This window comes from Streptomyces canus (assembly GCF_030816965.1).
Classification (GTDB): domain Bacteria; phylum Actinomycetota; class Actinomycetes; order Streptomycetales; family Streptomycetaceae; genus Streptomyces; species Streptomyces canus_E.
In genome coordinates, this window is the sequence record NZ_JAUSYQ010000002.1 from 8,162,916 (window position 1) to 8,184,351 (window position 21,436).

A 21,436-nucleotide genomic window follows, 5' to 3' on the forward strand; every position below is an offset into this window, starting at 1 on the left:
GAAGAGACCTTCGCGGGCGGCACCCGCGCCGTCGGCGCCTGCAGGTGCACCGACCGCGACCGGTGATACGCACCACGGTCGTATCCGTGAGTCAGTCGGCAGAAGCGGGATGGAGCCGGGCGGAAAGCCGTCAGAGCCCGCTGCCGGAGCCCGCCCGGCGCCTCGCCGCAGGCAGCGCACTGGTGCTCCTCCTGAGCGGTGTCGTTTCCCTGATCGTCTGGTTCTGCATCACGTTCCAGGCCGTCGTCACACCCGTACTGCTCGCGCTGCTGGGTGCGGCCCTGCTCGGCCCGCTCTACCGGCGACTCGTCGCCATGAAGATCAACAAGTCCCTTGCCGCCGGGCTGACCTGCACCACCGTGGTCCTGGTCATGGGCGGAGCCTCCTACATCGTGGTGACCGCCCTGATCGACACCGGCGACCAGATCATCTCCTCGCTGCGGGACGCGGCGCAGTCGCTCAGTGGGACGTTCGAGGCGGCGGGGACCTCCCTGGACGAGACCGCCAAGAACGCCAAGGACCTGGCGTCCCAGTTCGGAGGTACCGCTGCCGCCGGCGTGATGAGCGGCGTCAGCGTGCTCACGGAGATGATCGCGACAGGCTTTCTCGCGATCCTGCTGCTCTTCTTCTTCCTGCGGGACTCCGACAGGGCCGTCGCCGCGCTGCACTCGCTGGCACCCCGCGGCTCCGGGGACACCGTCGTAGCCATGGCCCGCCGGGCCTTCCAGGCGATCGAGGGCTTCATGCGCGGAACCACGATCATCGCCTTCATCAACGCCGTCTGCATCACCGTCGGTCTGCTGGTCCTCCAGGTCCCGAATGCCGCCGGGCTGGGGGCGCTGGTGTTCATCGGTGCGTACATCCCCTACCTCGGTGCGCTTCTCTCGGGCGCGGTCGCGGTCCTCGTAGCGTTCGCCGACGACGGTCTCGGCACCGCGCTGTGGGTCCTCGGACTGGTGCTTGCGGTGCAGACCATTGAGGGGAACGTACTCCAGCCGATGATCCAGAGCCGCACGCTGCAGATGCACCCAGCAGTGGTCCTGCTGGCTCTCACTGCCGGCGCCTCCGTCGCCGGGATCCTCGGCATGCTGCTGTCGGTGCCGCTGACCGCGGCCGCGTTCGGGGTGGTCTCGGAGCTCCGGAAGCGACATGGGGGAGGGGAGAAGGGGGAGGTCGCGAGGGCCTAGGTGTGCTGTTCGGACAGGTTGGTGACGCGGCTGGCTGGGGGTTGGCCGCTGATTCCGGTGTGGGGTCGGTGGTAGTTGTACCAGTCCAGTCAGTCGGGAAACGCGGCTCGGCGTTCGGCGTCTGAGGTGTGGGGCCGGTGGTAGGCCCATTCGTCGAGCAGGGTGTGGTGGAAGCGTTCGGCCTTGCCGATGCTCCTATAGCTGTCAAGGAAGGTCAGGCTGCGGTTGCCAGATCTTCGCGGGCAGGTGGGTGCGCTGGGGGGCGCGGGACGAGTAGGCCGTAGACCTCACGGGCGATGTGTCGCTTCAAGCAGCGGATGATCTCGGTCTTCGTCTTGCCTTCGGCTGTCCTGCGGGCCACATAGGCGCGTGTGCGTGGCTCCCAGGCCATGCGGCTGACGGTGATCATGTAGAGGGCGTGGTTGGCCTGACGGTCGCCTCCGCGGTTGAGGCGGTGGCGGCTGGTCTTGCCGGAGGACGCGGGGATCGCAGCAGCCATCCGCCATGAAGGAGGTACGGGTGACCCAGTACACCGACCGGATTCCCGCACACCCGAGCCGCACGAGTTCACCCTCCAGGCGGTGCTGGACGCGCTCGTGGATCCGGTGCGCCGCAGCATCACTGCCCAGCTGTACCGCGCCGGGCAGCACGTCAGATGCGGAGGCCTCGATCTGCCGGTGGCCCGCTCACCGCCACGCACCACTTCGACGTCCTGCGTGCGGCGGGCATCATCCGCCAGTACTACGCGGGCACATCCAAGATAAACGCTCTGCGCGCCGACGAACTGAACGCCCGGTTCCCGGGCTTCCTCGACGCCTGTGTGCGAGAGGCCGCCGAGAACCTCAGTCCGGCAGGCTGAACGGCCCGGGCTGTATTTCGTCCTGTTCCCAGGGGATGGACGCACCGTCACGGCGTCGATGCGGCCGACCGAGACGCACGTCGACGCGGAGCCTCATAGGAAGCGGCCGTTCTTTCGCGCTTCGTTGCTCGACATCTCGAAGCGTGAAGAACGGCCACGTCACGTGCGTCGGTTTCCTGGGATCTCAGCAGGTCGATTGACCTGTGATGTCAATTCCCAAGCTACGGCAGGGGCGAGTTGCCGTGCCCGCCTTCCGAGCTCGTCCCCAGCTTGGCCCCGACGTCGATCATGGCGAGCATCGGCTCGCTCAAGCGCGCGCCCTGCACCTTGATCTGAGCGAAGCCGTCCTCGATATCCGCGATGTCGGCGGTGGTCAGCCGGACCTGCAGAGCGTCCATGTTTTCTTCCATGTGCCCCTGCGTGATCGGCCCCGGAATGGACACGATCCACGGCTTGCGGGCGAGCAACCAGGCCAGTGCTGTCTGGGCAGGCGTCGCCTGGTGGCGTGCTCCCACACGCTGCAGCAGTTCGACAACGGGCCAGTTCGCGCGACGCGCCTCCGGAGTGAAGCGTGGCAGTGAAGCCCTCAGATCCGCGGGGCCGTGCACCATCCTCGGAGTGACAGTGCCGGTCAGATACCCCATTCCGAGCGGACTCCACGGCACGAACCCGATGCCCAGCTCTTCGCAGGCCCGCAGTGCTTCTATCTCCGGATCGCGTGTCCAGACGGAGTATTCGTTCTGCACCGCCGTGACCCGCTGAACCTTGTGCGCGCGACGAATGGTCGCCCCGCCAGCAGCGGACAGGCCGAAGTGGCGGATCTTGCCCTCGGCGATCAACTCCTGGACCGTCCCGGCCACTTCCTCGATGGGCACCTTGGGATCGACGCGGTGTTGATACATGAGATCGACGTAGTCGGTCTTCAGGCGCCGGAGTGATTCCTTGGTCACCTGCCTGATGTGCTCGGGACGGCTGTTGAGGCCCTGAATCTGGCCGTCCCGACCGATGTCGAACCCGAACTTGGTAGCGATCACCACCTTGTCGCGTACCGGCTTCAGTGCCTTGCCGACTATCTCCTCGCCAAGGTACGGCCCGTAGACTTCGGCGATATCGAAAAACGTGACACCCCGGTCATAGGCCGCCCGGATCACCCGGACCGCTTCCTTGGTGTCGGTCGGCGGCCCGTACATCCCGGCGAAGTTCTGGCAGCCCATCCCCAGGGCGGAGACTTCCAGCGAGCCGAGCATGCGGCGCTCTGTGCTCATCGGGTGTGGACTGGGCGCGGAAGGTTTAGGGGTTGTCGCCTGCGCGGCTGAAACAGGTAGGAAGGACACTGCGCCAACTCCAAGGCCGGCAGCCATGAATCCACGGCGGTTCACGACAGTTCTTCTCCTCTTTGTTCTTGACTTCGAATCGGGTTCACTGAAGGAGGCTGATTGTTGAGCGCGAAAGACGCAGACAGCTCGCGATAGGCGTGATCACTGCTCGAATTAAGTAAAGCATTTGCAAACCCGGTGCCGATGGCTGGAGGGGGCCCCCTTCGTCCAGGGGTCTGTCAGTACCCCCTTGGCGGGGGCGGGCCCCACCGCGGGCGCAGCCCGGCCGCGGTGGCGCCGGGGCCGTACCCGGGTGCCGTCTTCGGGGCACGGCCCTCAGGCCCGCCGGTGTGATCCTCATCTGTCACCGCGCGTCGCTCCCTTCGGTGGCGTCTTGGCGCACGGACGACCAGCACCGGACAGCCCGCGCCCTGTCGTCAGGGGCTGTCCGGTGCCGCGCGGTCTCTGGCGGAATCGGTGGTGTCCGTCTGGTTGCGGAAGAGGGACAGTTTCGCGTCTCGGGCGACGAAGTACTTGTCGACCTTGTAGGCGATGGTCGCGAAGTCGAGTCGGCCGTCTCCGTTGAAGTCGCCCACGGCGATGCGTGCGGTGGAGTCGGAGGACACCCGCCACTTGGCGAAGACACCGGCCCGGATGTCGAGTGCATAGAAGACGTCCTGGCAGGGCCACGGCCCGCGCAGGGCGACGAGGAACTCGTCGTCGCCGTCGTTGTCGAAGTCCGCGCAGACGATCTGGTGGCCGGGGCCTTCGCCGAGTTCGTTGGGGTCGCCGAACACGTCGAGGACAACGCGGCGCCAGGTCGCCTCGTGGACCGGGGTGCCCGGTCCCTCCTTGACGTACACGGCGACGGTGTTGCCGTGGAACGGCTCCGTGGCCGCCACATAGGCGTGCGGATCGTCGCCGATACGGCCGGCGCCGACGTCACCGCTGCCCTTGAAGCCGGTCTGCTCGTACTGGGAGCGTTCACCGGAGCCGATGTGCATGGTGGTGAACCGGCCCTCGCAAGCGCGATCACGTCCGCCAGGAGCCGCGTGTGCAGCTCCGGCATGTCCGTCGCGCTGCTGCCGGATTGCGGGAGGCGAGCTGAGGGAAGAGCGTCCTCCCACACCGTGCGCACGGTGCGACCGACCAGAGTGCGCAGCACCGGCCACAGCTGGGGAAGCAGGTCCTGGCTGAGGCAGTGGGGAAGGTCATCGTGTAGGCCCTCGTGCAGGACGGTGCCGTACGGGCCATACGTGATGGGAGTTGCTCATTGGCAGATGCCGCAGAACAGGATGTCGAGCTTGACGTCGTGCGGGCCGACGTCGCGGCGCTCGATGGTGACGGGACCGAGCAGCCGGCCGGCCTCGTGGGCGCCGAACGCGTTGACAGTGGTCGACACGGTGATTCCGTTTCGCGGATGGGAGGTGATGTCAGGCTTCGGGGACGGCACGGCCGAAGTCGGCGAGGGTGACGTTCTCCGGCTCGGGACCTCCGCGACGGCCGGTCTCCAGGCCGTCGAGGGCCTTCAACTCGTCCGCGGTGAGTTCGAAGTCGAAGACGTCGATGTTCTCGGCGATCCGGTGGCGCTTGGTCGACTTGGGGATCACCGAGCGGCCCTGCTGGAGGCCCCAGCGCAGCAGCACCTGGGCCGGGCTCTTGCCGTGCGCCTCGGCGATGCGGGTGACGGCCGGGTCGTCAAGGACGCTCCTGCGGTCCTCGCCGTAGCCCGGGTAGAAGGTGATCCCGCCGATGGGGGACCACGCCTGGTTGAGGATGCCGTGCCGGTCGTCGAAGTCGAGTACGGCGCGCTGCTGGAAGTAGGGGTGGATCTCCAACTGGTTGACGGCCGGCACGACGGAGGTCGCGTCGAGCAGCGCCGTCAGGTGATCGACCATGAAGTTGCTGACGCCGATGGCTCGGACCTTGCCGTCGGCCAGGAGCTTTTCCAAGGCGCGGTAGGCGGCGAGGGTCTTGTCGAAGTCCGACGGCAGGGCCTGGTGCAGGATCAGAAGGTCGATCCGGTCGACGCCGAGCTTGGCGGCGCTCTTGTCGAAGCCGTGCAAGGTCTCGGCGTAGCCGTAGTCCCTGATCCAGATCTTGGTCTCGACGAAGATGTCCTCGCGCGGCACCGCGGACTCGCGGATGGCCTGACCGACCTCGCGTTCGTTGCCGTACGCGGCGGCGGTGTCGATGTGCCTGTAGCCGAGGTCGAGGGCCGCCGTGACGGCCGCCCGGGTCTCGTCCGGCGGGGTCTGGAAGACGCCGAGCCCGAGGACGGGCATCTCGACGCCGTTGTTGAGGGTGAGGGTCTGCATCACAGAGACCTTTCGTTCCGGGTGGCCCGTACGGGCACGATGAATGTCAGGACGGTCACGACGGCCAGGGCGAGCAGCACGGTGGAGCCGGTCAGGGCCGCGCCCGAGCGGGACGCGATGTCGGCGGCCGCATGGCCGGTGGAGACGGCGGCGGCCACAGCGGTCAGGATGCTCAGGCTCAGCGCGCTGCCGACCTGGTGAACGGTGTTGACCAGGCCCGAGCCGGCCCCCGCGTCCTCAGGGGTGACGCCGTCGACGCCGCTGGAGGTCAGCGGGGCCAGCGCCAGCCCCTGGCCGGCGCCTATGAGCACCATTGGCAACGCCACTCCCGTCAGGTAGGGCGTGTGCAGGTCGAGGCGGCTCAGCCAGGCCATGCCCACCGTGGTCAGAGCGATTCCGGCGGCGAGCACCCGCGGCCTGCCGAACCTCTCCAGTAGTCGCGGCACCCGGACGGCGAAGACGAAGTTGACCAGCGTCATCGGCAGGAAGGAGAGCCCGGCCTGCAATGGTGTCCAGTGGTAGACACTCTGTACGAACTGCGCGGTGAAGAAGAAGAAACCCATCATCGCGCCCATGTAGAGCATCCGGGTGACGTAGGCGCCGCTGCGCTCCCGGCTCGCGAACAGCCGCAACGGAACGATCGGCTGCGCGGCCCGCCGCTCCACCTGCACGAACAGGCCCAGCATCACCGCACCGGCCCCCAGGGGGAGCAGGGTGGCAGAAGCCGTCCAGCCGTGGTCGGCCGCATCGACGATCCCCAGGACCAGGGCGGTCGAGCCCAGCGTCGCCAGCAGAGCCCCGGTGATGTCGAAGCGGCCCCGTCGGCGGTCGGTCTCGGGCAGGAACCGCAGGGCCAGCACCATCATCACGATGCCGATCGGCACGTTGAGGAAGAACCCGGCCCGCCACGAGACCAGGTCGGCGACGAGCCCCCCGACGACCAGGCCGAAGGCCGCACCGAGACCGGCCACAGCACTGTAGGCGGCCATGGCCCGGTTGCGGGCCCGGCCCTCGGCGAAACTGCGCGTGAGCAGAGACAGCGCGGAGGGAGCCAGCACCGCCGCCCCGACGCCCTGGAGCGCCCGGGCGGCGATCAGCCACCAAGCGGTCTGCGCGGCGCCCACCAGGAGCGAGGCCAGCGAGAAGGCGATCAGCGAGAACAGGAAGACCCTGCGGTGTCCGAACAGGTCACCGGCTCGCGCGCCCAGGAGCAGCAGCCCGCCGAAGACCAGGACGTAGGCATTGGTGATCCAGGACAGGCCGGTTTCGGAGAAGCCCATGTCGGACCGGATCTGCGGCAGCCCGGTGAACACGATGGAGTTGTCCAGGATGACCATGAAGTAGCTGACGCAGATGATCGCGAGGATCAGTGTCGAGCGGGCCGGGGCCCCGCGCTGCTCGCACCGGTCCCGGCGCGTCGGCGGAGACGGCGTGGTGACCCCTGCGTCACTCGGCACACGGGTGGTGCCCGGACGGCTCGGGTCGGCGACGTGCCCGGCACGGACGTCGCCGGCCTCGCATGTGGGTGCTGCGCGCACGGTGTTCCTTCGAGTCGGCTGTGAGTTCAGGCCCGGTCTCGGACCGCCAGTTCTGGCCTTCCCCAGGTAACTGCACGTCGGCCCACGAGTGGGAGTCACTGCTCTTCCAGGTACTAGCAGTACCTCGCAGGCCGGCTCGGACAGACCTAACGTGAAGGTCTCGGCACGACACACAGGACGATCAAAAGGAGGTCGCAGTGCCCCCGGCCCCGGCATCCACACCAGCCCGTCGGCTGAGCCGCACCGTCTGTCCCGCGCCGCCCTCCCGCTTCGGCGACGTCCTTCGCGACGGCGCACGGGCCCGGCTCGGGGCGAGCACGCTCCACACCGATCCGCGCCCGCCGCTGTCCGCCGTAGGCGCGGCCGACGACAACACCAGGATCTGAGCATGGCCGACAGCACCAAGAAGGACCTCGCCGCCGAAGTGCGCGAGTTCCTGAGCACCCGACGGGCGCGGCTCACCCCGCAGCAGGCCGGGCTCCCGGTCTACGGCGGACAGCGACGCGTGGCGGGGCTGCGTCGCGAGGAGGTCGCCCTGCTCGCCGGAATGAGTGTGGACTACTACGTCCGGCTCGAGCGCGGGAACCTCAGCGGTGCCTCGGACTCGGTGCTCGAAGCCCTCGCGCACGCACTGCAACTCGACGAGGCCGAGCGCACCCACCTCTACGACCTGGCCCGGGCGGCGGCACCGTCGGGCCGACGCCCCACGGCGACCGCCTCCCGGGTACGGCCGACGATCCTGCGCCTGCTCGACTCCATGGCCGAGGTGCCGGCCTACGTACGCAACGCCCGCTTCGACATCCTGGCCGCCAACACCCTGGGGCGGGCACTGTACGCGCCGGTCTACGACTCACCGCTGTTCGCGCAACGCGGGCCGGTCAACAGCGCCCGCTTCATGTTCCTGGACCCCGCGAGCAGGGAATTCTGGGCCGACTGGGACAAGGGGGCCGACGACGCGGTCGCCTTCCTGCGCACCGAGACCGGCCGCGCACCGCACGACAGGGCGCTGACCGACCTGGTCGGGGAGCTGACCACCAGGAGCGACGACTTCGCACGCCGCTGGGCCCGCCACGACGTGAAGTTCCACCGCTCGGGCGTGAAGAACCTGCACCATCCGCTGGTCGGCGATCTCGCCCTGCCCTGGGAGGCGATGGACCTGCCGTCCGACCCTGGACTCCGCCTCAACTTCTACACACCCGAACCGGACTCCCGGGAGCAGGAGGCTCTCGGCCTCCTCGCCAGCTGGGCGGGCACCGGCACCGTCGTGCCCTCCCGGAACGACTGACCACCCTCGATCGAGGAGAACCACTTCATGCAGTACCGACCGCTCGGCCGCACAGGCGTCCAGGTCAGCCCGCTCTGCCTGGGCGCGATGATGTTCGGCCCCTGGGGCAACGAGGACGAAGCCGACTCGATCCGGATCATCCACCGCGCCCTCGACGCGGGTATCAACTTCGTCGACACCGCTGACGTGTACTCCGCCGGCGTCTCCGAAGAGATCGTCGGCAAGGCGCTCAAGGACCGACGCGAGGACGTCTTCCTGGCGACCAAGTTCTTCATGCCGATGGACCAGGACGACCCCAACCAGCGAGGCGGCTCACGGCGCTGGATCATCCGCGAGGTCGAGAACTCCCTGCGGCGGCTCGGCACCGACCACATCGACCTCTACCAGGTACACCGACCCAGCCAGGACACGGACGTGGCAGAGACCCTCGGCGCCCTCTCCGACTTGGTGCATCAGGGCAAGATCCGCTACATCGGCTCCTCGTCCTACTCCGGCTCCCAGATCGTCGAGGCCCAGTGGACCTCGCGGGAGTGGCGCCTGGAGCGGTTCGTGACCGAGCAGCCGCCGTACTCGATCCTGGTCCGGGGTATCGAGGAGGACGTGCTCCCCACCGTGCGCCGTCACGGCATGGGCACGCTCACCTACAGTCCGCTCTCCGGCGGGTGGCTCTCCGGCCGCTACCGCAAGAACGCCTCCGAGGGCCCAGCCTCCGCGGCGCGCCCCCAGGCCCGGTTCGACATGAGCACCCCCGCCAACCAGCGCAAACTCGACGCCGTCGAACAGCTCGCCGTCCTGGCGGAGAAGGCCGGTCTCACCCTGATCGAGCTGGCCGTCGCCTTCGTCATCAACCACCCCGGCGTCACCTCGGCGATCATCGGCCCGCGCACCATGGAGCAGCTGGAGGCGTTCCTGCCCGCCGCCGACGTCACACTGTCTTCCGACGTGCTCGACGCCATCGACGAGATCGTCGCCCCCGGAGTCACGGTCAACCCCGTCGACAACAGCTACGGAGACTTCGAGCTGCGGGCTGACCAGCGGCGGCGCTGACGTGACCCGGCTCGGCCGGTCATGGTCGATCGAGTCGGGTCACCGTGACGGCATACCGGCGGAGTGATCGGCCCTGGGGCTGTGCCCCGCTCGACCGCCCACTCTCGTGACCGAGCCTTGTCTCCCCGCCCCTGCACGCGCGGCGGGCAGGGGCCGCGCCGCGCAGTAGGTCGGCATGCGGCGTGACCGCTGCCCGGCGTGACGCTCATCTGACGCTCTGGGCGTCCGATCGCTCCCGAGAGAGTCAAAAAATGCGCTCTGACCTGCGAGTTTATCGAACCCTCCTGGGGTGACGTGTTTCCGATGACTCATCATGTGGACTGTCTTGCCGCCTCGGCTTCCTAGGGTGGCTGGTGACTCCCGTGCCCGGCCGCGATGCTGGCGAGACCGTGACCGGAACCCGGGGGCCGTGCTGCCGGGCTGTGGCTCAGGCGTCGATGATGACGGGGATGATGAGGGGCTTGCGGCGGTGGGTGCGGAACGCCCGGATGACCGGCTCGAAGGTGGTGTCGTCGTGGACGAAGCCGCGGGCCAGGAAGTCGGGGGCCTCGGCGAGGGCGCCGGTGTCCGCGTCGACGATCGCCACCACCGTGACGACCCCTTCCTCCGCGAGGGTGAGGCGGTCCTTGAGGGAGGCTTCGGTAGCGCCGCCGACTTCCATGCCGTCCACATAGACGTTGCCGACGGGGACCTTGCCGGTGATCGACGCACGCCCGTCGACGAGGTCGACGACGACACCGTCCTCGGCGATCATGACCCGGTCGGGGTCGACACCGGTACGGATGGCGAGGTCGCCGTTGGCCCGCAGATGGCGCCATTCGCCGTGCACGGGCATGACGTTGCGGGGTTTGACGATGTTGTAGCAGTAGACGAGTTCGCTGGCGCTGGCGAGACCGGAGACGTGCACCATGGCGTTGCCCTTGTGGACGACGTGGGCGCCCCACCGGGCGAGTCCGTTGATGACCCGGTAGATGGCGTTCTCGTTGCCGGGGATGAGGGAGCTGGCGAGCAGAACGGTGTCGCCCTTGCCGATGCGGATGACCTGGTCGGGGTTGGCCATCCGTGACAGCGCGGCCATCGGTTCGCCCTGGGAGCCGGTGCACACCAGAGCGATCTTGTGGTCCGGGAGCTTCTCCAGCTCCTTGGTGCTCACGATCAGACCGGACGGGACCTTCAGGTAGCCGAGGTCACGGGCGATGCCCATGTTGCGGACCATCGACCGGCCGACGAAGGCGACCACACGGCTGTCCGGCTGTCCGTCAATGCCGGTCACGAGTGAACGAAAAGTCAACTCATTGTCAGCCCGTCCAGGCCAGGTTGAGCGCCGCTTCGTTCGAAGCCATCCGGCAGTGATCGAGTCATGCCGTTGTGCCGGGATCGATGGGACGGTTGCGCAGTGCCGTCCCGGACGGGGGTCTGACTCATGAGATCTATGACCGAAGTGTCCAGTCACGGGCTTGTCGACTGTCAGTTCGGGATGGCGCCTGCTGGTACCGAGCCACAGGGCGTGTCCCAATAGGGGCCTTGCCGACGATCAGGCGCCATCACAGTTCAGACCGCCCGAGCAGGCCGGTGCCATTCACCCCAGCCAGCACGTCACCACGTGGGAGGCGAACCATTATGACGACCCGACAGCGCAGCACCTCCTCGAGCACGGATCCTCCCGTTCGGCGCGAGGTCATCCTGGGCGTGGACACGCACGGTGAGGTGCACGTCGCCGCCGTGATCTCCTCGCTGGGGAAGATCTTGGGCACCGAGTCCTTTCCGGCCACGGCGGCCGGCTACCGCCAGCTGCTCGTCTGGGCCCGCAAGCGGGGGACGGTGCGCCGGGCCGGGGTGGAGGGCACCGGCACCTTCGGCGCAGGCTTGTCTCGCTACCTGCTGGCTCAGCAGATCCAGGTGTTCGAAGTGAACCGGCCCGACCGTACGGCCCGTCGGCTGCTGGGGAAGTCCGACCCGCTGGACGCGCAGGCCGCCGCGCGGGCCGTGCTCAGCGGTCGCGCCCAGGCCCAAGCCAAGTCCGGCGACGGTCCGGTGCACAGTGCCCGGTTGTTCAAGCTGGCCAAGGACTCCGCGGTCAAGGCTCGAACTCAGGCGATCAACCAGCTTAAGGCTGTCCTGGTCATCGCTGATCCCGCCCTGCGGGAGGAGCTGTCCAGCCTGGGCAATGCCGAGCTGTTCCGCACCTGCGCGCGCCTCGCCCCGCTCGATGGTGGGGGAGATGAGGACGCGGTGGCCCAGGCCACCCACATGACGTTGCGCATGCTCGCGGAGCGTATCGAACAGCTCACCGCTCAGATCGACGAGCTGAATCAACGTTTGACCCGGCTCGTCGAACGCCACGCCCCACAGTTACTCGCACCGGTGGGCATCGGCCCGGACAGCGCAGTCACTCTCTTGATCACCATGGGGGATAACCCTGAGCGTCTGAACACCGAGGCGTCCTTTGCTGCCCTTTGCGGAGTCAGCCCCATCGAGTACTCCTCCGGTCGTCGGAGCACACGCCGGCTCAACTACGGCGGCGACCGCCAGGCCAACGCCGCCCTGCATCGCATCGTGTTCACCCGGCTACGTCACGACCCCCGCACCCAGGCGTACTACTAACGCCGCACCCAGGAGGGCAAGACCCGGCGTGAGATCATCCGATGCCTCAAGCGATACGCAGCCCGCGAGGTCTTCAACCTGGTCAGACAGGTGTCCAGCACCCCCGCGTTATAGGGGCGTCTGTGAGACGTGAGAGGGTCTGGGGCGTGAGTGAGACACCGTCGAACACCCTGCAATACCGCTTTGACGGGCCAGAAGAGGCTCCCGTCCTGATCTTGGGTCCCTCACTGGGTACCACATGGCACATGTGGGACCGCCAGGTCCCGGAGCTGGTCAAGCAGTGGCGCATCTTCCGGTTCGACCTGCCGGGGCACGGCGGCGCGCCCGCCTACCCGGCGGGCTCCGTCCGCGATCTCACCGACCGGCTGCTCGCCACGCTCGACCAGTTCGGCGTGCAGCGCTTCGGCTACGCGGGCTGCGCGCTGGGCGGCGCGGTCGGCATCGAGCTGGCGTTGCGCCACCCGGAGCGGCTCGCCTCGCTCGCGCTGATCGCCGCCTCACCCCGCTTCGGCACGGCCGACGAGTTCCGCCAGCGCGGGGTGATCGTACGGACGAACGGGCTCGATCCCATTGCCCGCACATCGCCCGAGCGCTGGTTCACCTCCGGGTTCGCCGCCGCCCAGCCCGCGATCACCGAGTGGGCCGTGCAGATGGTGCGCACCACCGACCCGGGCTGCTACATCGCGGCCTGCGAGGCGCTCGCCGCGTTCGACGTACGGGCCGACCTCGCGAGGGTCGGCGTGCCGACCCTCGTCCTCGTCGGCTCCGACGACCAGGTCACCGGCCCCGCCGAGGCCCGCACCCTGGTCGCGGGCATTCCGGACGCCCGGCTCGCCGTCGTGCCCGGCGCCTCCCACCTGGTACCGGTCGAGCAGCCCGCGGCCGTCACCGACCTGCTGGTCAGACACTTCTCCACCGCCTGGCAGCCCGCCTTCGACTCGGCCACGGGCCAGACGGCGATCCCCGCGACCCCGCTCCAGCCGGTCCTGACGGCCGCGCCGCCGCAACCGGTGCCGATCGCCGAGATCGCCCCGGCCGCCCCCGCCCCCGCCCCCCAGTCAGGGACTCGCCCCGACCCGTACGACGCCGGCATCAAGGTGCGCCGTGAGGTGCTCGGCGACGCGCACGTCGACCGGGCCCTCGCGCAGGCCGACGAGTTCTCCGGCGACTTCCAGGAGTTCATCACCCGCTACGCCTGGGGCGAGATCTGGGACCGGCCCGGCCTCGACCGCCGCTCGCGCAGCTGCGTCACCCTCACCGCCCTCGTCGCGGGCGGACATCTGGACGAGCTCGCCTTCCACACCCGGGCCGCCCTGCGCAACGGCCTCACTCCGTCAGAGATCAAGGAGGTGCTCCTCCAGGCGGCCGTGTACTGCGGTGTCCCGGCGGCCAACAGCGCCTTCAAGGTGGCCCAGCAGGTGATCCGCGAGGAGACCACCCCCGCCGAGTGAGGCGGCGCCTCGCCGAGGGGCAGGATGGACCCATGAAGCTCACGAAGATGTCGCACTCCTGTGTCCGTCTGGAGAAGGACGGACAGACGCTCGTCCTCGACCCCGGCGCCTTCAGCGAGGAGGACGCCGCCCTCGGCGCGGACGCGATCCTCGTCACGCACGAACACCCCGACCACTTCAGCGAGGAGCGGCTGCGGACGGCCCTGGACGCCAACCCGGCCGCAGAGATCTGGACGCTGAAGTCGGTCGCCGAGAAGATCTCGACCGCTTTCCCGGGCCGCGTGCACACCGTCGGCCACGGTGACACCTTCACCGCCGCCGGTTTCGACGTCCAGGTCCACGGCGAACTGCACGCCGTGATCCACCCGGACATCCCGCGCATCACCAACGTCGGCTATCTCGTCGACGGCGGCCGGATCTTCCACCCCGGCGACGCCCTCACCGTCCCCGACCACGCCGTCGAGACGCTGATGCTTCCCGTCATGGCCCCCTGGAGCAAGATCTCCGAGGTCATCGACTACGTCCGTGAGGTCAAGCCCCAGCGCGCCTACGACATCCACGACGCCCTTCTCACCGACCTCGCCCGCCCGATCTACGACAACCAGATCGGCGCCCTCGGCGGCGCGGAGCACCTGCGGCTGCAGCCGAGGGAGAGCACGGCACTCTGAGTGTCAGTGCCGCCCGGTAGGTTGTCGGGCATGCGCATCGCGACCTGGAACGTCAACTCGATCACCGCCCGTCTCCCGAGGCTGCTGGCCTGGCTGGAGAGCACCGGCACCGATGTGCTGTGCCTCCAGGAGGCCAAGATCGCCGAGGAGCAGTTCCCGTTCGACCAGCTGCGCGAGGCGGGTTACGAGGCGGCGGTGCACGCGACCGGCCGGTGGAACGGCGTGGCGGTGATCTCCCGAGTGGGCCTGGAGGACGTCGTCAAGGGCCTGGCGGGCGACCCGGGCTACGACGGCGCCCCGGAGCCCCGCGCCATCTCCGCGACCTGCGGCCCGGTCCGCGTCTGGTCGGTCTACGTGCCGAACGGCCGCGAGGTCGACCACCCGCACTACGCCTACAAGCTCCAGTGGTTCGAGGCCCTCAGGGCCGCCGTGGCCGGTGACGCTGCGGGCAGCCGCCCCTTCGCGGTCCTGGGCGACTACAACGTGGCGCCGACGGACGACGACGTATACGACGTGGCCGCCTTCGAGGGCCTCACCCACGTCACCCCGGCCGAGCGCGCGGCCCTCGCCTCCCTGCGCGAGGCGGGCCTGTCGGACGTCGTCCCGCGGCCCCTCAAGTACGACCACCCGTTCACGTACTGGGACTACCGCCAGCTCTGCTTCCCCAAGAACCGCGGCATGCGCATCGACCTGGTGTACGGCAACGAGCCCTTCGCGAAGGCCGTCACCGACGCGTACGTCGACCGTGAGGAGCGCAAGGGCAAGGGCGCGTCCGATCATGCGCCGGTGGTCGTGGACCTGGACGTCTAGACCCCACGACCAGACCCCACGACAGGGCTCACAGCAGCGTCAGGGCGCAGCCCCGGGTCGAAGTCCAGCACGCCGTCGAACACCCCGGAATCCCGGATCCAGGTTTTGACCGCGACCCGCTCGGTGTCGACGGCGGCCGTGCACCGGGCCTCGCCCCCGCAGCCCCTCGACGACTTCCTGCGCCGACGCGCGCCGCACGTCGTTGACGCTCTCGAACCCCACGGTCGTACGTACCGACGCCCCGTGTGATCGCCGGCCACACTCACATACGACCGCTGCAGCGCCGGCCTGTGCCCCGCCACCGCCCCCGCCCCCGGCCCAGAGCCACCGCACCACTCCGGACGGCGTCGGCGCACAGCCGGATCCTCCCGCTCGCGAGGGACGAAAGACGCATGGCGATGTCAAGGCGACATCGGCGGCACGTCACAGCGCCCGGCGCGGACTCGGTGCGCAGTGGACGGGAAACCGCGGCCCGCGCGCCTGTGGTGCATGCGGCCGGGTGGGTGACACGCTGGGCGTATGAAGATCCCTTTTCTGGGCGGCTGGAGTGAGAAGCCCGGGACCCGTGACCCCGAGGGCATCGCCGAACTCCTCTCCGAGTGCGAGCTCCTGCGCTCCCACGCGTCCCGTTCGGGTGTCCTACTGGACGACACGGCGGCCTCGTTGGAGGCGCTCGATCAGCTGGTGCCGGGCTGGCGCGACGACGAGGAGATCCTGCTCTGGCTCGGCAACGACGCCGGGCTCTACCTGGGCACGGTCATCGTGCGGACCGTCCCCGGGGCGGCCTGGGATCTGCGCTCGGACGGCCAGCCCGTGATCCGGCTGGAATCCGGCCGGGAGTTCGACGTCGTGGCCTCCGGACACGAGTGGGCCGCGAGCGGGGTGCCCGAGCTGTCCCAGCTCTACGCGGAGGTCGCCGAGGAGTGAAACCATGGCCGTAAGTGCGGCGTAAATACGGCTTATGACCGAAAAGTGCGTGTCGTTCCTTAAGCGCGATCTTGCCTCGATAAGTTGCGGCAACCACGACACAGCTGAGAGTGAGTAGGGCTGGGTATGGCCGTCGTCGATCCGTTGATCGAACTGCGTGACGTCAACAAGTACTACGGGGAGCTGCATGTCCTGCAGGACATCAACCTCACCGTCGGCAAGGGGGAGGTGGTCGTGGTCATCGGCCCTTCGGGGTCGGGCAAGTCCACGCTCTGCAGGACGATCAACCGCCTGGAGACCATCAAGTCCGGTTCCATCACGCTCGACGGGCAGCCGCTGCCCGAGGAGGGCAAGGCCCTCGCGAAGCTCCGTGCCGAGGTCGGCATGGTTTTCCAGTCCTTCAATCTGTTCGCCCACAAGACGGTCCTGCAGAACGTCTCGCTGGCCCAGGTCAAGGTCCGGGGGCGCAAGAAGGAGCAGGCCGACCGTCGCTCCCGCGAACTCCTCGACCGGGTGGGTCTCGCCGACCAGGCCGACAAGTACCCGGCCCAGCTCTCCGGCGGCCAGCAACAGCGCGTGGCCATTGCCCGTGCCCTCGCCATGGAGCCCAAGGCCCTGCTCTTCGACGAACCCACCTCGGCCCTCGACCCGGAGATGATCAACGAGGTGCTGGAGGTCATGCGCCAACTGGCCCAGGAGGGCATGACCATGGTCGTCGTCACCCACGAGATGGGCTTCGCACGCTCTGCTGCCAACCGCGTGGTGTTCATGGCCGACGGCCGCATCGTCGAGGACCGAGCCCCCGACGACTTCTTCACCAACCCCGACAGCGAGCGCGCCAGGGACTTCCTCTCCAAGATCCTCAAACACTGAGAGGGGCGCGGCCATGTCCTTGAACCTCGACTACGATGGTCCGCTCATCCCCACGGTGACGGCGACCGCGCCTCCAGGGTCGCCGCTGCCGGGTCGGGGGTCCCCCCACGGCCCTTGAACCGCAGGGGGCGGCAGTCACAGAGCCATACCCGCCCGGCGCCGGCCGGAGATCACTGCTCGCGCAGCGGAATCGACACGTACGACGGGTCGTTCGACGGCGAGGAGAAGGTCAGCTGGGCGCCGGACGGGTTGTGCTCGATGTAGAGCGGGTCGACCGTGTCGGCCACCAGGGCCAGCCGGTGCCCTGCCGGGACGTCGTAGGCCGTGGAGAACAGCTCCAGGTCGACGCCGATCGGCTTCCCGGGCGTCTGCCCGTGGAAGGTGTAGGGCGCGTGGGAGACCAGCTTGCCGAGGCCGAGCGGCCCCACGTCGTAGAGGTAGGCGACGAGGGTGCCGCTCTCCTTCGTAGGCGTCACCGTGGTGTGCAACGTCGCGGTGCCGCGCACCTGTTGGGCGGTCGTGTACTTCTCCGACTGCCATACGGCGGCCCAGCGGCGGGGGAGCAGGGGGATCGAGGCGACCGGGGGAGCCTGGGCGATCTGGTCGAGGATGCTGGACAGGAAGACGATCCCGCCGTCGGCGCCCGAGTCGACGTTGGTGTGGATCGTGGTCGTGCCCGAGAGGGCGATCTTCTTGCGGGTCGCGCCGACCGACTTCCAGTCCGGGTAGCCCTCGTAGCCGCCTGTGGAACGGGACTTGAGCCGGACCGGCTCCTCGTGGTTGATCCCGTTGTCCGCGCCCTTGAGGTAGTGGTCGAACCAGCGCTCGGTGTCGCTCCACACGTCGTTGGGCAGGCCGAACAGCCCGGTCAGCTCGGCGGTGGCGTGATCGCCGGGACGGAACTCCAGTCTCTTCGGGCCGGTCAGCTTCTCGTAGAAGTCCGCGTACTGGTTGGGCGGGAAGACCGTGTCGCCCCACGCGTTGGCCATCATGACCGCCGCGCCGTTCTGGTTCAGCTGGTCCACATATGTGGCGGCCGAACGTTTCTTCCCCCAATCGATCATCTCCTGCTCCTTCGACAGGTTCGACGCGTAGAAGTTGTCGAAGATCTGCCGGATTTCGGCGCTCTGACGGCCGGTGACCAGGCTCGCGCCGTCCAGCAGGGCCCCGGCCTGGACGTGCTGGGTGCGGCCGGAGTAGATGGAGTCGATCAGATCGGCCCAGCCGCTGAGGGCCGCGACCGCCTTGACGCGCTTGTCCTTGGCGGCGGTGAGCAGGCTGATGCCGGCGCCGTAGGAGACGCCCGCCATGCCGATGTGCCGGTCGTCCGCGGGGGTGTTGGCGAGCGCCCAGTCGATGACCTTGGACGCGTCGGCGGTGTCGGGAGGGCCCGCCACTTCAATCTCCCCGCCCGACTGCCAGAAGCCGCGGACGTTGTAAGTGACCACGATGTAGCCGGAGTTGGCGAGTTTCTGGGCCTGGGCGAGGTACTCGACCTGCGGCAGGCCCCAGCTCGTGGGCAGGACGAGCAGCGGATAGCGCCGGGTGCCGTCGGCTCCGGCGGGCGTGATGACGTTCGCCTTGAGGACCGTGCCGCCGTCACCGGCGATGTCGACGAAGCGGATGGGGTCCGCCGCCTGGGCGGTGGGGGCGAGTCCGAGGGCGCTACCGGCGATCAGGGTCGCGGAGACGGCGCCCACGGTGGTCGTACGCAGGGCCTTGCGAGGGTGTCCCACGGGTCACTCCCTACTCGTGTCACTGCAAAGTGACCAGACGGTAACCTCGACGCTTTACCGGAGGTAACCCGTCGGTAAGTTACGTGGGAGTAACGATTGTTGTGGTGTGAATCAATTCAGGAGGCGCGGTGGGAGTTGCGTGGAGCAGCGGACGCCGGAAGGGGGGTCTTGGCCTCCCGTGTCACGTCCGCGACCAGCTCCACGACGTCCGGCCCGTAGGCCCCGGAGTTGACCACCTTCAGCAGCAGCACGAAGGTGCTGTCGCCGTACTTGCGGGTCAACCGCTCCTGGTTGCGGGCCAGATAGCGGGTCGCGGCCTGGTTGGTGATCGCGGTCTGGCCGCAGAAGAGGAAGACGGGCCGGGCGCCGTTGCTCTGGTCGACGGTGAGCCGGGCGAGGAGCGCGTACTCGGTCGTGCCGACCTCCGCCCGGTAGCGCTCGGTGCCGATGTGGAAGGCGCCGCGGTCCGGGCTCGGTTCGGCGTCCACGTTCACGCGGACGCCGGGCAGCAGGGACGAAAGGTGCGCGGCCATACGGCGGTTCGAAGCCGGGCCGCCCACACAGAACTCGGTGCGCTCGCCGAAGCCCTGCCGTGCCGCGTCGTGCGGCAGGACCTGGGCGTGTGCGTTGCAGTCCTTGATGAGCGCGGCGAGCTCCAGGAGGGCGAACACGTCGTAGCGCATCACCGCGAGGTCCGGGCCGCTCGCGCCGCGGTTCACGACCAGGAGCGACTCGGAGTTGTCCGGCAGCCCGAAGAAGGCCTGCTTGCGGCGGAGCTTCCGCTTCCACAGATACGTCCGGGCGAGCCAGCCGAGCGCGGCACTGATGCCGGCCGCCACCACGCCCAGGACGATGTTGCGCACGTCGTCAGTCATGTGCGCGCATGGTAGCGGGCCGACACCGTTGGTACGTACCGGTGTTCGAAGTGTGGCATTCGCATGACACCTGACCCGAAGAGGGCTGTCGGGGCCCCGGTGATGTGGTTACGCTGCGCGGACGGTCCTGGCCTGGAGGTACGGATGCGTCGCCCTGTCGCACGGAAACTGTCGGTCCTGGCGGTCTCGGCCGCCGTGGTGTCGGTGGGGGCGGCAGCGCCGCCGCAAGCCACCTCGGCACCCCAGAAAGTACCCGTCGCCGTCGGCTACGGCGGCGCCGTCTCCAGCGTCGACGCGGACGCGTCCGCCGCGGGCATCGAGGTCCTGAGGAACGGCGGCAACGCGGTCGACGCGGCCGTCGCCACCGCCGCCGCGCTCGGCGTCACCGAGCCGTACTCCTCCGGCGTCGGCGGGGGCGGCTACTTCGTCTACTACGACGCCAAGTCCCGTACGGTCCACACGATCGACGGCCGCGAGACGGCACCGCTGACCGCCGACTCCGACCTCTTCGTCGAGAACGGCAAGCCGCTCGCCTTCGCCGACGCCGTCAGCAGCGGGCTGAGCGTCGGCACCCCGGGCACGCCGGCCACCTGGGCCACGGCGTTGGACCAGTGGGGCAGCAGATCGCTCGGCAACGTCCTGAAGCCCGCCGAGCGGATCGCCCGGCAGGGCTTCGTCGTCGACGACACCTTCCGCTCGCAGACCGCGTCCAACGAGACGCGGTTCCGCTACTTCCCGGACACGGCGAAGCTGTTCCTTCCGGGCGGGCAGCTGCCCGTCGTCGGCTCCACCTTCAAGAACCCCGATCTCGCCCGCACCTACGCGGAGTTGGGCCGCAAGGGCGTCGGCGCGGTCTACCACGGCGACCTCGGTGACGACATCGTCGACACCGTGAACCACCCGCCGGTGGATCCGGGTTCGGGGTGGAACGCGCGGCCGGGGGACCTGTCCGAGAAGGACCTCGCGGCCTACCGGGCCAAGCTCCAGAAGCCGACCAGCACCTCCTACCGGGGGCTCGGCGTCTACTCCATCGCGCCCTCCTCCTCCGGCGGCACGACGGTCGGTGAGGCCCTCAACATCCTTGAGAACACCGACCTGTCGAAGGCCAGTGAGGTCCAGTACCTGCACCACTACATCGAGGCCAGCCGGATCGCCTTCGCGGACCGGGGGCGCTGGGTCGGCGACCCCGCCTTCGAGGACGTACCGACGAAGGGGCTGCTGTCGCAGCGGTTCGCCGACTCGCGGGCCTGTCTGATCAAGGACGACGCGGTGCTCACGAGCCCGCTGGCGCCAGGGGACCCGCGCGACCCCGCGGCCTGCTCGGACGGGGGTACGGCGGCTCCGACGACGTACGAGGGTGAGAACACCACGCATCTGACGGTGGCCGACAAGTGGGGGAACGTCGTCGCCTACACGCTGACCATCGAGCAGACCGGTGGCAGCGCGATCACCGTGCCCGGGCGTGGGTTCATTCTCAACAACGAGCTGACGGACTTCTCCTTCGCTCCCGCCAACCCGGCTGTTCATGACCCGAATCTGCCCGGCCCCGGCAAGCGGCCGCGGTCCTCGATCTCGCCGACGATCGTGCTCGACCGGCACAACAAGCCCGTGGTGGCGCTGGGTTCGCCCGGTGGGGCGACCATCATCACCACCGTGCTGCAGGTGCTGACCGAGTTCGTGGATCGTGGACTGCCGCTCGTGGACGCGATTGCCGCACCTCGGGCGAGTCAGCGGAATGCCGCGCAGACCGAGCTGGAGCCGGCGCTGTACAACAGTGGGGTGCGGTCCCAGTTGGAGGCCATCGGGCACTCGTTCAAGCTGAACCCGGAGATCGGGGCGGCGACAGGGGTGCAGCGGTTGCCGGGCGGGAAGTGGTTGGCGGCCGCTGAGACCGTCCGCCGGGGTGGGGGCTCGGCGCAAGTGGTGCACCCCGCGCCGTAGG

General features: G+C 68.8%; 18 protein-coding genes and 4 pseudogenes. 12 read left to right on the forward strand and 10 right to left on the reverse strand.

The window, feature by feature from the left end; all coding sequences use genetic code 11:
- Positions 1–86 precede the first annotated feature (86 nt).
- A complete protein-coding gene (locus QF027_RS38445) occupies positions 87–1,187 on the forward strand; it encodes an AI-2E family transporter (RefSeq protein ID WP_307079930.1) in 1,101 nt (366 codons plus the stop codon).
- Here QF027_RS38445 and QF027_RS38450 read toward each other — a convergent pair.
- Positions 1,184–1,375: pseudogene (locus QF027_RS38450) on the reverse strand (integrase core domain-containing protein); the annotation flags it as partial. The gene QF027_RS38445 and the pseudogene QF027_RS38450 sit on opposite strands and share 4 nt — an antisense overlap.
- 26 nt (positions 1,376–1,401) lie before the next feature.
- Positions 1,402–1,674: pseudogene (locus QF027_RS38455) on the reverse strand (transposase); the annotation flags it as partial.
- Positions 1,675–1,842: 168 nt separating this feature from the next.
- On the opposite strand from QF027_RS38455, the gene QF027_RS38460 reads away from it, so the two are divergent.
- Positions 1,843–2,046, forward strand: a complete 204-nt coding sequence (locus QF027_RS38460; RefSeq protein WP_307079932.1) for a helix-turn-helix domain-containing protein — start codon at positions 1,843–1,845, stop codon at positions 2,044–2,046.
- A 221-nt stretch (positions 2,047–2,267) separates the two neighbouring features.
- On the opposite strand, the gene QF027_RS38465 is transcribed toward QF027_RS38460, so the two are convergent.
- From QF027_RS38465 to QF027_RS38490, 5 genes are all read right to left on the reverse strand, one after another.
- A complete protein-coding gene (locus QF027_RS38465; RefSeq protein ID WP_307079934.1) occupies positions 2,268–3,293 on the reverse strand; it encodes an aldo/keto reductase in 1,026 nt (341 codons plus the stop codon).
- 506 nt (positions 3,294–3,799) lie between these two features.
- Positions 3,800–4,366, reverse strand: coding sequence for an FG-GAP repeat domain-containing protein (locus QF027_RS38470; protein ID WP_307079936.1), 567 nt, complete (start codon positions 4,364–4,366; stop codon positions 3,800–3,802).
- 266 nt (positions 4,367–4,632) lie between these two features.
- Positions 4,633–4,764, reverse strand: a complete 132-nt coding sequence (locus QF027_RS38480) for a hypothetical protein (protein WP_307079938.1) — start codon at positions 4,762–4,764, stop codon at positions 4,633–4,635.
- 31 nt (positions 4,765–4,795) lie between these two features.
- A complete protein-coding gene (locus tag QF027_RS38485) occupies positions 4,796–5,680 on the reverse strand; it encodes an aldo/keto reductase (protein WP_307079940.1) in 885 nt (294 codons plus the stop codon).
- Positions 5,680–7,218 (reverse strand): MFS transporter, encoded by a 1,539-nt coding sequence (locus QF027_RS38490; RefSeq protein WP_307079942.1) that lies wholly within the window; start codon positions 7,216–7,218, stop codon positions 5,680–5,682. Before QF027_RS38490 ends, QF027_RS38485 begins: the two co-directional genes overlap by 1 nt.
- A gap of 197 nt (positions 7,219–7,415) precedes the next feature.
- On the opposite strand from QF027_RS38490, the gene QF027_RS38495 reads away from it, so the two are divergent.
- From QF027_RS38495 to QF027_RS38505, 3 genes are read left to right on the forward strand one after another with little or no spacing between them, the layout of a single operon-like run.
- A complete protein-coding gene (locus tag QF027_RS38495) occupies positions 7,416–7,604 on the forward strand; it encodes a hypothetical protein (RefSeq protein ID WP_307079944.1) in 189 nt (62 codons plus the stop codon).
- 2 nt (positions 7,605–7,606) lie between these two features.
- Positions 7,607–8,503: a helix-turn-helix transcriptional regulator gene (locus tag QF027_RS38500; RefSeq protein WP_307079946.1), complete on the forward strand. Its 897-nt coding sequence runs from the start codon at positions 7,607–7,609 to the stop codon at positions 8,501–8,503.
- A 27-nt stretch (positions 8,504–8,530) separates the two neighbouring features.
- Positions 8,531–9,550: an aldo/keto reductase gene (locus QF027_RS38505; protein ID WP_307079948.1), complete on the forward strand. Its 1,020-nt coding sequence runs from the start codon at positions 8,531–8,533 to the stop codon at positions 9,548–9,550.
- Positions 9,551–9,977: 427 nt separating this feature from the next.
- On the opposite strand, the pseudogene QF027_RS38510 reads toward QF027_RS38505, so the two are convergent.
- Positions 9,978–10,793 (reverse strand): annotated as a pseudogene (locus tag QF027_RS38510) (ribonuclease J); the annotation flags it as partial.
- 377 nt (positions 10,794–11,170) lie between these two features.
- Here QF027_RS38510 and QF027_RS38515 point away from each other — a divergent pair.
- The 6 genes and pseudogenes from QF027_RS38515 to QF027_RS38540 all read left to right on the forward strand — a co-directional run bounded on the left by QF027_RS38515 (position 11,171) and on the right by QF027_RS38540 (position 16,883).
- Positions 11,171–12,268, forward strand: a pseudogene (locus QF027_RS38515) (IS110 family transposase).
- Between the two features lie 32 nt (positions 12,269–12,300).
- Positions 12,301–13,605 (forward strand): bifunctional 3-oxoadipate enol-lactonase/4-carboxymuconolactone decarboxylase PcaDC, encoded by a 1,305-nt coding sequence (pcaDC, locus tag QF027_RS38520; RefSeq protein ID WP_307079952.1) that lies wholly within the window; start codon positions 12,301–12,303, stop codon positions 13,603–13,605.
- Between the two features lie 32 nt (positions 13,606–13,637).
- Complete coding sequence (locus QF027_RS38525) at positions 13,638–14,273, forward strand: MBL fold metallo-hydrolase (RefSeq protein ID WP_306974401.1); 636 nt, start codon at positions 13,638–13,640, stop codon at positions 14,271–14,273.
- A gap of 30 nt (positions 14,274–14,303) precedes the next feature.
- Positions 14,304–15,083, forward strand: a complete 780-nt coding sequence (locus QF027_RS38530; RefSeq protein WP_306974399.1) for an exodeoxyribonuclease III — start codon at positions 14,304–14,306, stop codon at positions 15,081–15,083.
- 519 nt (positions 15,084–15,602) lie between these two features.
- Complete coding sequence (locus QF027_RS38535; RefSeq protein ID WP_306974396.1) at positions 15,603–16,010, forward strand: DUF6278 family protein; 408 nt, start codon at positions 15,603–15,605, stop codon at positions 16,008–16,010.
- Positions 16,011–16,136: 126 nt separating this feature from the next.
- Entirely contained in the window at positions 16,137–16,883 is a 747-nt protein-coding gene (locus QF027_RS38540) for an amino acid ABC transporter ATP-binding protein (RefSeq protein ID WP_306974395.1), read from the forward strand.
- Positions 16,884–17,053: 170 nt separating this feature from the next.
- Here the strand turns inward: QF027_RS38540 and QF027_RS38545 are convergent, their stop codons facing one another.
- Complete coding sequence (locus tag QF027_RS38545; protein WP_307079954.1) at positions 17,054–18,619, reverse strand: CocE/NonD family hydrolase; 1,566 nt, start codon at positions 18,617–18,619, stop codon at positions 17,054–17,056.
- 116 nt (positions 18,620–18,735) lie between these two features.
- Positions 18,736–19,494 (reverse strand): hypothetical protein, encoded by a 759-nt coding sequence (locus QF027_RS38550; RefSeq protein ID WP_306974391.1) that lies wholly within the window; start codon positions 19,492–19,494, stop codon positions 18,736–18,738.
- 144 nt (positions 19,495–19,638) lie between these two features.
- On the opposite strand from QF027_RS38550, the gene ggt reads away from it, so the two are divergent.
- On the forward strand, positions 19,639–21,435 hold the full coding sequence (gene ggt, locus QF027_RS38555; protein ID WP_307079956.1) for a gamma-glutamyltransferase: 1,797 nt from the start codon (positions 19,639–19,641) through the stop codon (positions 21,433–21,435).
- Position 21,436 lies beyond the last annotated feature (1 nt).